Source organism: Actinoplanes regularis (assembly GCF_900188005.1).
GTDB classification, from domain to species: Bacteria; Actinomycetota; Actinomycetes; order Mycobacteriales; family Micromonosporaceae; genus Actinoplanes; species Actinoplanes regularis.
This window is the reverse complement of the sequence record NZ_FZNR01000025.1, coordinates 17,303-30,554: the sequence shown is the minus strand read 5'-3', so window position 1 is coordinate 30,554 and position 13,252 is coordinate 17,303. Positions and strand designations below refer to the sequence as shown.

Genomic DNA, 13,252 nt, shown 5'->3' with positions numbered 1-13,252 from the left:
CCGAGGGTCCACGGCCCGCTGCGGAAAAACTTACTCCGCGACCGGAACGATGTTCACGGTCTTGCGGCCACGCTTGGTGCCGAACAGCACGTTGCCCGCGGAAAGCGCGAACAGCGTGTCGTCCTTGCCCCGGCCGACCAGGTCACCCGGGTGGAACTTGGTGCCGCGCTGACGGATCAGGATCTCGCCGGCGTTGACCAGCTGACCGCCGAACCGCTTGACACCAAGCCGCTGAGCGGCGGAGTCACGGCCGTTACGCGAGCTTGAAGCACCCTTTTTGTGGGCCATGGCTGCACCTACTTCCCGCTGGTGATGCCGGTCACCTTGACGCGGGTCAGCGGCTGACGGTGCCCCTGGCGCTTGTGGTAGCCGGTCTTGTTCTTGAACTTGTGGATCCGGATCTTCGGACCCTTGGTGTGCTCGGCAATCTCGCCGGACACCGTAACGTTGGCAAGCTTGGCCGCGTCGGTCACCAGGTTGTCACCGTCGACGAGGAGGACCGCGGCGAGCGTCAGGGCGTCGCCGGGCTCACCCGTGAGCTTCTCGACCTCGATCACGTCGCCCTCGGCAACCTTGTACTGCTTGCCGCCGGTCTTGACGATCGCGTACATAAGACGCGGACTCCCTGAGACTTACGCAGCCAATAGCAGCTGCTTGGCGGATACTGCTTGAGATCCCGGCGGCGCCGGCTAAGCCGCGCGCACGGAACAGGCGCCGAAAAAGCGCCGTCGGCAAGCCTACTTCATCGGCGCGCCGGGAACCAAAACGGGGTTAGTTCTTGCCGCAAACCTGGTCCAGGGTGGCGTGCAGGTTCGCGAGTTTCTCGGCGTCGAGCTTGGCGATGTCACCCTTCAGGGCGGTCACCTGGGCGCCCATCGTGGCGAGCGCCTTCTTCAGCGCCGGGTCGGCCGCCAGCTTCGACATGTCCAGCAACGCGTACGCGTAGCCGTCCACGTCCCGGGTGACCTTCTCCTGCGCCCGGCTCTTGGCCTCGGCACCCTGAGCGGCGGCGCCGATCAGGTTCTTGTAGTCGGCGGCGAAGTTGGTGCCGAAGTTCGTACTGGTCCGCGCAGCCTGCCCGCAGATGGCCTCGGTGTCCGCGGAGAGCGCGGCGTCGGCGGAGGCGGCCACGGCGGGGTCGGCGGCCCCGGCGGGACCGGCAGCCGCGGTGGTCCCGGAGGCGCCGGTGGCCGGGGTGGGCGCCGCGGTGGTGGACTCCTGGTCGGAGCCGGAGCAGCCGGCGGCGAGCAGGGCGAAAGACAGCGCGGCGGCGGCCGCGACATGGCGTCGCATGGGGATCTCCTCGGGGGACGGGGATCGATCCCGACGAGGGTAACGGAAAACCCGGTCCGGCAGTTAACTTTCTTAACAGCTAACTACCGGCCGGGTCTTCTCGGTTCACTCAGGGACGGGTACGGCGGCGTGCCCCGCTCCGGCGAGACCGGCGGCGGCCGTTACCGGCACCCACCGACTCGTCGTCGCTCTCCTCCGTGTCCTCGTCCTCGTCCACGGCGTCCGGGTCGCCGGTGCCGGCCAGCCGCATCGGCTCCGCTTCGGTCGCCGGGTACTCCACGCCGTTGAACTCCGGCGTCTCGTACCTGCTCAGGTCGTACCCGCTCATGTCGTATTCGTCGTCGTCCGACGTGGTCAGCACCGGCTGCGCGGGCCGGACGATCCCGGACCCGACCACTCCGGAGCCGGACACCGCCGCGGGAGGCGGCGTCACCGGAGCCGGCGCGACCGGAGCCGGCGGTACCTCGGCCACCTCCGCCACCGGGCCGGGCTCCTCGGCCACCACCGCGGTCGGGACCTCGACGGCCTCGACCTCGGCCGGCTGGGTGTCCCCGCCACGCCGCCGCCGCGACCGCCCGCTGGTGGCCGGCTGCGCCGGCGCCTCGGTACGAACCGGCGCCGCGACCGCCTTCACCTGCGTGCCGCCGCCCGCGCCACCACCACCGCCGCCGTTGGACCGCTTCTCCGGCACCGGCTCGGCGTGGATCGTCACACCGCGACCCTTGCAGTGGTCACAGGTCTCGCTGAACGCCTCGAGCAGCCCGGCACCGATCCGCTTGCGGGTCATCTGCACCAGGCCGAGCGAGGTGATCTCGGTGACCTGGTGCTTGGTCCGGTCCCGGCCCAGGCACTCGGTCAGCCGCCGGAGCACCAGCTCCCGGTTGCTCTCCAGCACCATGTCGATGAAGTCGATCACCACGATGCCGCCCAGGTCGCGCAGCCGCAGCTGGCGCACGATCTCCTCGGCCGCTTCCAGGTTGTTGCGGGTGACCGTCTCTTCCAGGTTGCCGCCCGCGCCGGTGTACTTACCGGTGTTGACGTCGACCACGGTCATCGCCTCGGTCCGGTCGATCACCAGGTGGCCGCCGGAGGGCAGGAAGACCTTGCGGTCCAGACCCTTGAGGATCTGCTCGTCGATCCGGTGCTCGGCGAAGACGTCGCCCACGCCGGTGTGCCGGTGCAGCCGCTCGACCAGGTCCGGCGAGACCGAGTGGAGGTAGTTCTCCACCTCGCCGTACGCCTGCTCGCCCTGCACGACGAGTTCCCGGAAGTCCTCGTTGAAGAGGTCCCGGACCACCCGGATGACCAGGTCGGGCTCCTCGGAGAGGGCACGCGGGGCGTTGCCGTCGGTGGTCCGCGCCTGGATGTCCTCCCACTGCGCCTGCAACCGCTTGACGTCCCGGGCCAGTTCGTCCTCGCTGGCGCCCTCGGCTGCGGTCCGGACGATAACGCCCGCGCCGTCCGGTACGAGCTTCTTGAGGACGTCCCTGAGCCGCTTGCGCTCGGTGTCCGGCAGCTTGCGGCTGATCCCGGAGGCGTTGCCGTTCGGCACGTAGACCAGGTGCCGGCCGGAGAGCGCGATGTGGCTGGTCAGCCGGGCGCCCTTGTGCCCGATCGGGTCCTTGGTGACCTGCACCAGCACCGAGTCGCCGGAGCGCAGCGCCTGCTCGATCGAGCGGGCCCGGCCCTCCAGCCCGGTGGCGTCCCAGTTCACCTCACCGGCGTAGAGCACGGCGTTGCGGCCACGGCCGACGTCGACGAAGGCGGCCTCCATGCTCGGCAGTACGTTCTGCACCTTGCCCAGGTACACGTTGCCGACCATGGTGCCGGAGGTGGCCCGGGCGACGTAGTGCTCGACCAGGATGCCGTCCTCGAGCACGGCGATCTGGGTCCGGTCGCTCTTCTGCCGCACCACCATGACCCGGTCCACCGCTTCGCGACGGGCCAGAAACTCCGACTCGCTCAGGATCGGCGGCCGGGTACGACGCTGCTCGCGACCGTCCCGGCGGCGCTGGCGCTTGGCCTCCAGCCGGGTCGAGCCGGAGACGCCCTGCACCTCATCGGTGCGGCGGGGCTCACGGACCCGGACCACGGTGTGCACGCCGTCCTCGATGCCACCGGTCTCGGCGTCTCCGCCGGAACCCTTGCGGCGACGACGGCGACGACGACGGGTGACGCCGCCCTCGCCCTCCTCGGACTCCTCGTCCTCGGACTCCTCGTCGGCGGAGGCCTCGGGTTCGCCCTCGCCCTCCTCGGACTCCGGCTCGCCCTCCTCGGACTCGTCGAACGGGCCCTTGCCCCGGCCACGGCCACGGCGACCACGACGGCGACGCCGGCGACCGGCCTCCGTGTCGTCCTCGGACTCCTCTTCGAGGCCCTCTTCGGCCTCTTCGTCGGCCTCTTCGAGCACGGACTGCTCGGCCTCGGCGACCGCCGGCTCGGCGGGCTGCTCCTCCGCGGCGCCACGCCGGCGACGCCGGCTGCGCCGGGTGCCCTCGGCGGGCTCCTCGGCTCCCTCGACGACCGCGGCCTCGGCGGGCTCGACAGCCGCCGCGGCCTCGGCGGGCTCGGCCACCGCGGGGGCGGCCGCCAGCGGGTCGGTGACCGGCCGGCGGCGCCGGCTCACCGGAGCGGCCTCGGTCGCCTCGGGCGGCATGAAGAGCACCGCCGGCGGCAGTGCGGCGCGGCGGGCCTTGGCGGACCCGGCGGGCCGCTCCTCGACGAAGTCGTCGTCCAGCGGGAGGATCCCGACCACCGGCGCCTCTTCGGCGGCGACGACGGGAGCCTCCTCTTCCTCCTCGGCCGGTTCCTCGGGCACCGCCACCTCGGCGGCGGGCACGGCGGGGACCGGCTCGGGCGGGGAGATCTCGAGCTGCTCGACGGGCGCCTCGGCGACCGTCTTCCGGCGGCTGCGGGTCGCCTTCTTCACCGGGGCCGGAGCCTCCGCGGCCGGCTCCTCAGCGGTCTCCGCGGCCTCTGCGGGCGCCTCGGCGACAGCCTTCCGGCGGGTGCGGGTGGCCTTCTTCACGGGGGCGGCAGCCGGAGCGGCAGCCTCCTCCGAAGCGGTCTCGGTGGGAGCCGCGGCCTCCTCCGCCGGAGGTGCCGCCGCTTTACGACGCGGGGCTCGCGTCCGACGCGCCGGGGTGGTAGCGGTTTCAACGGGCGGAGAGACTGCTCCGTCCCGTTCACCGCCCTGTTCTCCCAAGTTGACTGGGGGCTCGTTATCGAGCATGGGCGCTCTCCAGTTCTGGCGACCCCGGGCGCGGGTGAGCGCTGCCACGCAGGATCGCTGCAAGTATTTCGGGCCGTCCGTGACGGACGGGCTGCCGAAGTCTGTCAATGGACTCCGACCGGATCCCCGGTCAGTGCCCGCCGATGCCGACGCCCTCGCGATCCGCCTCCAACGGATCGACGATCTCCCCCTGCGCGGTGAGTGTGCCCTGGGCCAGCCGGGTCACCCTCGGGGGCACCGGCGGCTCCAGGCCGGCCACCACGCGCAGGCCGGAGAGGACATCATCGGGCCGCACGGCGGGCGTTACCTGCCGAACGACAAGGTCGATTATCGCACACGGTACTCCACCGGTCCTGGAAGGTAGGTCCGGCTCTTCTTCCACCGTGCACCGAGCCACCGCGGCACGCGCGTCGAACGAGCGGCGACCCTGTTTGGTCATCCGCTCGACCAGCACCTCGGGCGCCGCGAGGAAGGCGGTCACGGCGTCCTGGGCGACGGCCGGCTCGACGCCGGGCAGCTCGATCCGCCAGTGCGAGGCGTCGATCCGGTCGGCGAGGCTGCCCTCGCCGGCCCGCACCGCTTCCAGCACGTCCAGGCCGGGCGAGAGCGCGGCGTCCAGGGCGACCCGCAACTGCTCCGGGTCGACCACGGCCTGCAGGCCGATCTCCAGGTACTCCGCCTCGCTGCCGACACCGGTCGGGGCGGCACTCGCGTACGAGATCTTGGGGTGTGGGGTGAAGCCCTGCGAGAAGGCGATCGGTACACCGGCACGGCGCAGCGCGCGCTCGAAGGCACGGGCGAAGTCCCGGTGCGAGGTGAAACGCAGCGGTCCGCGCTTCGCGTAGCGAAGGCGGATCCGCTGCACGACCGGGGCCTGACCGCCCACGGGTTGGTTCTTGGGGGGAATCGTCCTACTCCTAAGCGGGGACCCGCAGCCCGTTCACCGGGGTCAGGGGAAGAAGCTTCTTACCGGTCGGACCGATCTGGATCTCGGTGTCCATCGCCGGGCACACGCCGCAGTCGAAACACGGCGTCCAGCGGCAGTCGTCCTGCTCGAACTCGCTCATCGAGTCCTGCCAGTCCTGCCAGAGCCAGTCCTTGTCGAGGCCGGAGTCGAGGTGGTCCCAGGGCAGGACCTCGGCCTCCTCGCGCTCCCGGGTGGTGTACCAGTCGAGGTCGACGCCGAACGGCTCGAGCGCCTCGGCGGCGGCCTCGACCCAGCGGGCGTACGAGAAGTGCTCGGACCAGCCGTCGAACCGGCCGCCCTTCTCCCACACCGTGCGGATGACCGCACCGACCCGGCGGTCGCCGCGGGACAGCAGGCCCTCGATCAGCGACGGCTCGCCGTCGTGATAGCGGAAACCGATCGCCCGGCCCAGCGAACGGTCACTGTTGATCGCCTGCTTGAGCATCTTGAGGCGGCCGTCGATGACCTCGGGGGTGTCCATCTTCGCCCACTGGAACGGGGTGTGCGGCTTGGGCACGAAGCCGCCGATCGACACCGTGCACCGGATGTCCTTGGTGCCGGCGGCCTCGCGGCCGGCCCGGATCACCTCGTGCGCCATCTCGGCGATCTCGAGCACGTCCTCGTCGGTCTCGCTGGGCAGGCCGCACATGAAGTACAGCTTCACCTGCCGCCAGCCGTTCGAGTACGCCGTCACGACGGTCCGGATCAGGTCCTCCTTGGTCACCATCTTGTTGATGACCTTGCGGATCCGCTCCGAGCCGCCCTCGGGCGCGAAGGTGAGACCGGTGCGCCGACCGTTACGGGACAGCTCCTGGGCCAGATCGATGTTGAACGCGTCGACCCGGGTGGACGGCAGCGACAGCGAGACGTTGGTGTCCTTGTACTGCTCGGCCAGGCCGGAGCACATGTCGCCGATCTCCGAGTGGTCTGCGCTGGAGAGCGAGAGCAGACCGACCTCGCTGTAGCCGGAGAACTCCAGCCCCTCCTTGACCATCTGGCCGACCGTGGTGATCGACCGCTCCCGCACCGGGCGGGTGATCATGCCGGCCTGGCAGAACCGGCAGCCCCGGGTGCAGCCGCGGAAGATCTCCACGGCGTACCGCTCGTGGACCGTCTCGGCGAGCGGGACCAGCGGCTTCTTCGGGTACGGCCAGGCGTCCAGGTCCATCGTCGTGCGCTTGGCCACCCGGAACGGAACGTCCGGACGGTTCGGCACGACCCGCTGGATCCGGCCGTCGGGCAGGTAGTCGACGTCGTAGAAGCGCGGCACGTAGATGCTCTCGGTCCGCGCCAGGCGCAGCAGGATCTCGTCCCGCCCGCCCGGGCAGCCCTCCGCCTTCCAGTCCCGGATGATCCCGGTGATCTCCAGGACCGCCTCCTCGCCGTCACCGAGCACCGCGGCGTCGATGAAGTCGGCGATCGGCTCCGGGTTGAAGCTGGCGTGGCCGCCGGCCAGCACGATCGGATGCTCGACCGTGCGGTCCTTGCTCTCCAGCGGGATCCCGGCCAGGTCGAGCGCGCTGAGCATGTTCGTGTAGCCGAGCTCGGTGGCGAACGACAGCCCGAGGACGTCGAACGCCTTGACCGGGCGGTGCGCGTCGACGGTGAACTGCGGGACGCCGTTCTCCTTCATCAGCGCCTCGAGGTCCGGCCAGACCGAGTACGTCCGCTCGGCGAGCACGTCCGGCTGCTCGTTGAGTACCTCGTAGAGGATCTGCACGCCCTGGTTGGGCAGGCCGACCTCGTAGGCGTCCGGGTACATCAGCGCCCACCGGACGGCGGTGGCGTCCCAGTCCTTGACAACGGCGCCGAGCTCGCCGCCCACGTATTGGATCGGTTTGCTGACCCGGGGCAGTAGCTGCTCGAGCTGCGGGAAGACGGAACTGACGCTCATGGGTCTCCAGCGTACGCGAGACTAGCGGCCGAGTTCCTCGGCGGCCCGGTCCAGGTCTATCGCGAAAAGGTCAGTCCGGAACGCACAGAGCTGCAGAGTCATCCGGGCCGGGCCGCGCTCGCCGACCACCAGCCGGATCGGCTTGCCGCGCTCGTCCAGCTCGCCGACGATCAGGTCGAGCAGGCGCACTCCGGCGCTGTCCAGGAACGAGACCGCGGTCAGGTCGATCAGCACCGCGTCGGCCAGGGTGGTCCGCGCCACTATCGCCCGGCCGATGTCGTGGGCGTTCGCCAGGTCGATCTCCCCTTTGAGGTGGACCGTCTCGGCGACTCCCCGTCTGGAGAACGTCACCCACTGGTCGGTCATTCGGCTTCCCCTCGGTGGCGGCGCATCGTCACGGTGGTCCCGTCGCCCCGGTCGAACAGCACCTCGTCCATTGATTCCTCGATCAACCTCAGGCCACGCCCGCGGGAGTGCCCGGGGCCACGCCAGGTGCCACGGTCGGCGACCCGGACCTCGACCGCGTCGTCGGTGATCGTGGCGGACACGTCCACCACACCGAACGGGTCCTCCCGGTACCCGTGCTCGATCGAGTTCGCCACCGCCTCGGAACAGCCCAGCAGGACCGCGTCCATGCAGTCCGCGTCGACCCCGTGGCCGGTCAGCCAGGCCCGCATGTCCGAGCGGAGCAGGGCGATCTGCAGCGGGTCCGCGCCGAGCGTGCGTTCCAGCCGCTCCTCGGCACCCAGGGTCAGGCAGAGCAGGCAGACGTCGTCGCCGTGCTCCCGGCCCACCATGGTGTCGGCCAGGGCGGCGGGAAGGCCCTTCAACGGCGCGCCGCGCAGCCGGCTGAACTCCCGGTTGAGCACCTCGAAGCCCGAGTCGAGGGGCCGGTCCCGGCGCTCCACCAGCCCGTCGGTGTAGAAGAGCAGGCGACTGCCCGGGGTCAGGCGCAGCCGCTGCTCGGTGCGGCGCCGGTCGCCGGCGCGCGTGCCGATCGGGCCGGAGCGGCCCTGGAGCAGGAACTCGGCGGGGCCGGCCGGCTGGTGCAGCAGCGGTGGCAGGTGGCCGGCGCAGGCGTAGACCAGCTCACAGGCGTCCAGGTCGACCTCGGCGTAGACGACGGTGGCCATCCGGGCCGACTCGACCCGCTGGCAGAACCGGTCCAGCCCCTCCAGCAGCCGGGCCGGTCCGTTGGACGCGTTCGCCAGCGCCCGGATCGCGCTGCGCAACTGGCCCATCGTGCTGGCCGCCTCGAGGCCCCGGCCGACCACGTCGCCGACCACCACGGCCAGCCGGTTCGGGGTGATCAGGAAGGCGTCGAACCAGTCGCCGCCGACCTCCAGATCCTGCCCGGCGGGCTGGTAGTGGGACTCCACCGCGAAGCGCGGGTCGCCGGAGGGCACGTCGGCGGCGAGCAGGCTGCGCTGCAACGACCGGGCGATGGCGCGTTCCTGCTCGTAGAGCCGGGCGTTCTCGAGCGCCAGCCCGGCGCGCCCGGCCAGGGCGACGAGGAACGCCCGCTCCGCCTCGGCGCCGCGCCGGTCGGCGGCCATCCGCAGCGAGAGGGTGCCGAGCACCTTGCCACGCGCGGTGAGCGGCAGGACCGTACAGCCCAGCCGATCGCTGTCGGTGGCGTAGACCGGCGTCACCGAACGTGTCGCCTCGGCGATCCGGGCGGCCAGCAGGTCCTCGTCCGGCGCCGGACCGCCGGCGTCCTCGCGCAGCCCGGCCGGGCCCACGTGCAGCCGTACCGTCGCCCAGTCGGCGATCTCCGGCACCATCCGCTCCACCAGCCGGCGGCTGCGCTGCAGCAGCCGGTGCTCCTCGTCCAGCGCCCGGGTGGTGCCGGCCAGAAAATCCGCCCGCTCCTCACGGCGGCGGGCGTCGTCGTAGAGCCGGGCCCGGTCCAGCGCCTGCCCGGTCTGCTGGCCGAGCAGCCGGATCACCCGCAACTCGCCGTCGGTCAGTTCGCGCTCCTCGGCGAAGCTGAACGCCAGCACGCCGAGCACGGAGACCCCGGACTGGTCCTCGGCCGGCCCGGTGGTCAGCGGCAGCAGCACCACGGTCCGCCGGCCGGAGCGGGCCATCGACTCGGCCAGGTCCGGGAAGTGCGCGGCGGCCTCCGCCAGGTCGTGCACCACGTGCAGGTCGCCGCGGCGGGCCACCTCGGCCACCGCGCGCCGGGACGAGCGCGGCATGTCGTCCCAGTTGCCGGTGGTCGGATCGGTGGAGGCCACCGCGACCAACTGGTCGCGCTCGGCGTCGACCAGGTAGATGCTGGTGCTGGTGGCCTGGAAGGCCGGCTCCGGCGCCCGCACCACCGCCTCGGCCACCTCCGCCTCGGTGGGCGCGGCGGCCAGGTCGGCGACGATCTGCTGCAGGACCTGGACCCGCTTCTCCGCGGCCTCCGCGGTGCTCCGGGCGGCCAGCAGTTCGCCCTCGTAACTGCGCCGCTCGGTGGCGTTGAAGACCGTGGTCCGGATCACCCGCGGCGCCCCGCCGACACCCCGCTCGAGCACCGAGTTCACCAGTACGGGCACCCGGGAGCCGTCCGCGCAGACCACGTCGAGCGCGATCTCGTGCACCTCGCTCTGCATCGTCAGCAACGGCGCGTAGTGGGTCTCGTGGTAGATCTGGCAACCGGGAGTGAGCAGATCCCGGAACCGACGGTGACCGACGAGCGCCGCCCGTTCGTACCCGGTCCAGCTCAGGAACGTCTGATTGACCCGGACAACGGTGCCGTCCGGAAGCGTCGTCAGGTAGCCGCAGGGTGCGTGTTCGTACAGGTCCTCGGGATCATCGTCCCAGGGCAGTCGCAGCTCCTGTGTCACGTCCGGCCTATCGGATTCACTCACGCCACTGCTCCGCCGATCATGCCCGCTGTCTACAACCAGGACTTGATGGCGTCAACCGTCTCCTGTGGAGCGCTCAGGTTCGGGCAGTGACCGGTCGCGTTCAGCGCCGTGAAACTGCTCTGCGGAGTGTGCTTGTGGACGTACTCACCGACCGCGTTGGGCGCGATCACGTCGTCCGAGCACTGCAGCACCAGCGAGGGCACCCGCATTCTCGGCAGATCGGCCCGGTTGTCGGAGAGGAAGGTCACCCGGGCGAACTTCTTGGCGATCGCCGGATCGGTGCGGCAGAACGAGTTGGTCAGCTCCTCACCCAGCTCCGGACGGTCCGCGTTACCCATGATCACCGGAGCCATCGCGCTGGACCAGCCCAGGTAGTTGCTGTCCAGTGAGGTCAGCATCTGCTCGATGTCGGCCCGGGCGAAACCGCCGACGTAACCGTCGGCCTCGTCGTCGATGTAGCGCGGCGACGGCCCGATCATCACCACGCCCGCGAATCGCTCCGGCTCGCGGACCGCGGCGAGCAGGCCGATTATCGAGCTCACCGAATGGCCGACGAGGAGCACGTCACGCAGGTCGTGCTCGGTCACGATCTCCAGGATGTCGGTGGCGTAGCCGTCGAGGGTGCTGTACTTGGCGTCGTCGTACGCCGACAGGTCGGACTTCCCGTTGCCCACGTGATCGAAGAGCACGATCCGGTGCGTGCCGGCGAACGCCGGAGTGACCTGCCGCCACATGTTCTGATCGCATCCATACCCGTGCGCGAAGAGCATCGGCTGCCCGGATTCCCGGCCGGACATCGTGACGGCGTTCCTCTGCGTGGTGATCATGCGGTACACGCCCTCCTCAGTGCACAGATTCAATCGATGGCTAGTCGTGACAGGCGTCACCCGGACAGCCGGATGTGAGGTCCGGGTAACCATACGACTCCGGAGCGTTTCGCACATCGCCCCCGTTGTCCGCCATTCGCGTTCGCTGACCGGATTCGACTTCCGCATCCCCTTGGCACACCGTGCCTAACCTGGTTGAGGACGTCCCGCCGACCGGCCGAAGGAGATCGACGACAATGGCTGACACGGAGCCGGGAGCCACCCCTCCGGCCACCGGAATGCCCGACCCCACCCGCGTGTCCGATTCCGCCGACGAACCCCCGACCGGGGTGTTGCCGTCGCGCTGGAGCGGGATGGCGCCGGTGCCGGAGACCGAGCCTCGGAAGTCGCTGTGGGGGCGCCTCGTCGACCGGGTGAACGGGCAGCCCGAACCGGAGCCGGACGACTGGGCGACGACACCGGCGGTGGACCCCTGGGCCGGACAGGACACCCCGGTCTGGCCCATGGTGGTCCCGCCCACGGAGCATTTCGCGCCGATCGAGTCGCCGGCGACCCGGATCGATCCGCCGACGGCGGCACCCACGCGTCAGGAAGCACCCGGGAGACCGGAGTTCCGGGAGAAGATCCTGGCGTTGCTCGACGCGCTCGCGGTGAAAGCGACGAAAACGGTCGAGAGTCGACCCGCACCCGCACCCGTCGCCGCTCCGCCGAAGGCCCCGATCACTACGGCACCCCCGCGGCCACAGCCTGGCTGGTTCCGAAAGTCGGCGCCGACGCCCACCCCGAACCGCCCGCCGGTCCAGCCACGGCCACCGGTTCAGCCACACCTGCCGCAAGCGACCCGGCCGCCGGTCCCGCCGCGCCCGCGTCGCCGACACCGCCGCCTCCGGCGTCTGCTTCTGATCATCGCGATCCTGGTCGCGGCCTGGTTCGCCGCCCCCGTGGCGTACGACCGATGGCCCGCCCTGGCCCAGTTCCCGGCCACGGCCGAGCTCCCGGACCGGGTCGGCGACCTCCGCCTGCGCGCCGACGACGCCAGCCGGCGGGCCGTCGAGCGCCTGGCCGACCAGCTCACCGAGGCCGGCGCCGACGGCCAGGCGTTCGCCGGCGTCTACGGCGACGACGGCGGCAAGCGGGTCACCCTCTACGGCGTCACCGGCTGGCGCTTCACGCCGGGCTCGGACGTCCGCGGCCAGTTGGACCGGATCTCCGGCGACACGAAGCTGACCGGCCTCCAGGACTTCCCGATCGACGAGGCCGGCGCCTACGAGAGCTGCGGCGCCGGGCGACTGAACGGGACGTCGACGGTGATCTGCACGTGGGCCGATCACGGCAGCATGGCCACCGTGCTGCTGACCCGCCGATCGGTGTCGGAGAGCGCGGAGCTGGTGGCCCGGCTGCGGACGGCGGTGCTCACGCCGAAGTTCGGCGCGTGAGCGTCACTCCTCGCGCTTCGGCGCGTACCGCGGCACGTACTCCTGGCCGGTGAGTTTCTGGATCTCGCTCATCACCTGGTCGGTGAGCTCGCGCAGCGCGGTCCGGTCGTCGGACCGCCCGACGGTCGTGATCGGCGCGCCGAACTTGACCGTGACCGTGCCCCGCATCAGTTTCGGGACGACCCGGCCGATCGGCTGCACGACCTCGGTGCCGAGCATGCCGACCGGGATGATCGGGACGCCGGCCGCCACGGCCAGCCGGGCGACGCCGGTGCGGCCACGGTAGAGCTTTCCGTCCGGCGAGCGGGTGCCCTCCGGGTAGACCGCGACCAGGTCACCGGCCTCGAGGGCGGGGATCGCGGCGTCGAACGCGGTGAGCGCGGCGCGACCGCCGGCCCGCTCGACCCGGATCGCGCCGAGCCCCTCCATCAGCTTCCGCGAGAAGAAGCCCTTCACGCCTTTACCCACGAAGTAGTCCGATTTGGCCCAGAACGCCAGGTGCCGGGGCACCGCCGCGCCGAGGAAGAGCTCGTCGGCGACCGAGAGGTGGTTACCGGCGAAAATCGCACCGCCGGTCTTCGGCACGTTCTCAATGCCTTCGATACGTGGCTTCCATCCCACCATCAGCGCATTGCCGACAGTGAGCTTGCCGATCGAATAGATCAGCGGCAACTCGTCCTCCGATAGACCAGGTACAAACAGTGATGGGGGGTGAGGAGAGGTTATCGGACGCGGGCCCGCGATG

11 protein-coding genes are annotated in these 13,252 nt (G+C 71.0%); 1 reads left to right on the top strand and 10 read right to left on the bottom strand.

Annotation, left to right across the window (positions count from 1 at the left end; translation table 11 throughout):
• Positions 1-30: 30 nt before the first annotated feature.
• The 9 genes from rpmA to CHC09_RS38185 all read right to left on the bottom strand — a co-directional run bounded on the left by rpmA (position 31) and on the right by CHC09_RS38185 (position 11,071).
• Positions 31-288, bottom strand: coding sequence for a 50S ribosomal protein L27 (gene rpmA, locus CHC09_RS38225; protein WP_089298166.1), 258 nt, complete (start codon positions 286-288; stop codon positions 31-33).
• Positions 289-296: 8 nt separating this feature from the next.
• Complete coding sequence (gene rplU, locus CHC09_RS38220) at positions 297-611, bottom strand: 50S ribosomal protein L21 (RefSeq protein WP_089298165.1); 315 nt, start codon at positions 609-611, stop codon at positions 297-299.
• 160 nt (positions 612-771) lie between these two features.
• Entirely contained in the window at positions 772-1,293 is a 522-nt protein-coding gene (locus tag CHC09_RS45775; RefSeq protein ID WP_143232814.1) for a hypothetical protein, read from the bottom strand.
• A 109-nt stretch (positions 1,294-1,402) separates the two neighbouring features.
• Positions 1,403-4,525: an Rne/Rng family ribonuclease gene (locus CHC09_RS38210; protein WP_089298164.1), complete on the bottom strand. Its 3,123-nt coding sequence runs from the start codon at positions 4,523-4,525 to the stop codon at positions 1,403-1,405.
• Positions 4,526-4,655: 130 nt separating this feature from the next.
• Positions 4,656-5,390, bottom strand: coding sequence for a TIGR03936 family radical SAM-associated protein (locus tag CHC09_RS38205; RefSeq protein ID WP_089298246.1), 735 nt, complete (start codon positions 5,388-5,390; stop codon positions 4,656-4,658).
• A gap of 52 nt (positions 5,391-5,442) precedes the next feature.
• Positions 5,443-7,386 (bottom strand): TIGR03960 family B12-binding radical SAM protein, encoded by a 1,944-nt coding sequence (locus CHC09_RS38200; protein WP_089298163.1) that lies wholly within the window; start codon positions 7,384-7,386, stop codon positions 5,443-5,445.
• 21 nt (positions 7,387-7,407) lie between these two features.
• A complete protein-coding gene (locus tag CHC09_RS38195) occupies positions 7,408-7,752 on the bottom strand; it encodes an STAS domain-containing protein (protein WP_089298162.1) in 345 nt (114 codons plus the stop codon).
• Entirely contained in the window at positions 7,749-10,244 is a 2,496-nt protein-coding gene (locus CHC09_RS38190) for a SpoIIE family protein phosphatase (RefSeq protein ID WP_089298161.1), read from the bottom strand. Before CHC09_RS38190 ends, CHC09_RS38195 begins: the two co-directional genes overlap by 4 nt.
• 29 nt (positions 10,245-10,273) lie before the next feature.
• Positions 10,274-11,071: an alpha/beta fold hydrolase gene (locus CHC09_RS38185; RefSeq protein ID WP_089298245.1), complete on the bottom strand. Its 798-nt coding sequence runs from the start codon at positions 11,069-11,071 to the stop codon at positions 10,274-10,276.
• Positions 11,072-11,307: 236 nt separating this feature from the next.
• Between CHC09_RS38185 and CHC09_RS38180 the strand changes: the two genes are divergently transcribed.
• Positions 11,308-12,507, top strand: coding sequence for a hypothetical protein (locus tag CHC09_RS38180; protein WP_143232813.1), 1,200 nt, complete (start codon positions 11,308-11,310; stop codon positions 12,505-12,507).
• Positions 12,508-12,510: 3 nt separating this feature from the next.
• Here the strand turns inward: CHC09_RS38180 and CHC09_RS38175 are convergent, their stop codons facing one another.
• Positions 12,511-13,179, bottom strand: coding sequence for a lysophospholipid acyltransferase family protein (locus CHC09_RS38175; RefSeq protein WP_089298159.1), 669 nt, complete (start codon positions 13,177-13,179; stop codon positions 12,511-12,513).
• Positions 13,180-13,252 lie beyond the last annotated feature (73 nt).

Bases quoted from the DNA above. Each gene is read 5' to 3' on its own strand.
- rpmA (WP_089298166.1), bottom strand. From the start codon at position 288: ATGGCCCACAAAAAGGGTGCTTCAAGCTCGCGTAACGGCCGTGACTCC.
- rplU (WP_089298165.1), bottom strand. From the start codon at position 611: ATGTACGCGATCGTCAAGACCGGCGGCAAGCAGTACAAGGTTGCCGAG.
- CHC09_RS45775 (WP_143232814.1), bottom strand. From the start codon at position 1,293: ATGCGACGCCATGTCGCGGCCGCCGCCGCGCTGTCTTTCGCCCTGCTC.
- CHC09_RS38210 (WP_089298164.1), bottom strand. From the start codon at position 4,525: ATGCTCGATAACGAGCCCCCAGTCAACTTGGGAGAACAGGGCGGTGAA.
- CHC09_RS38200 (WP_089298163.1), bottom strand. From the start codon at position 7,386: ATGAGCGTCAGTTCCGTCTTCCCGCAGCTCGAGCAGCTACTGCCCCGG.
- CHC09_RS38195 (WP_089298162.1), bottom strand. From the start codon at position 7,752: ATGACCGACCAGTGGGTGACGTTCTCCAGACGGGGAGTCGCCGAGACG.
- CHC09_RS38185 (WP_089298245.1), bottom strand. From the start codon at position 11,071: ATGATCACCACGCAGAGGAACGCCGTCACGATGTCCGGCCGGGAATCC.
- CHC09_RS38180 (WP_143232813.1), top strand. From the start codon at position 11,308: ATGGCTGACACGGAGCCGGGAGCCACCCCTCCGGCCACCGGAATGCCC.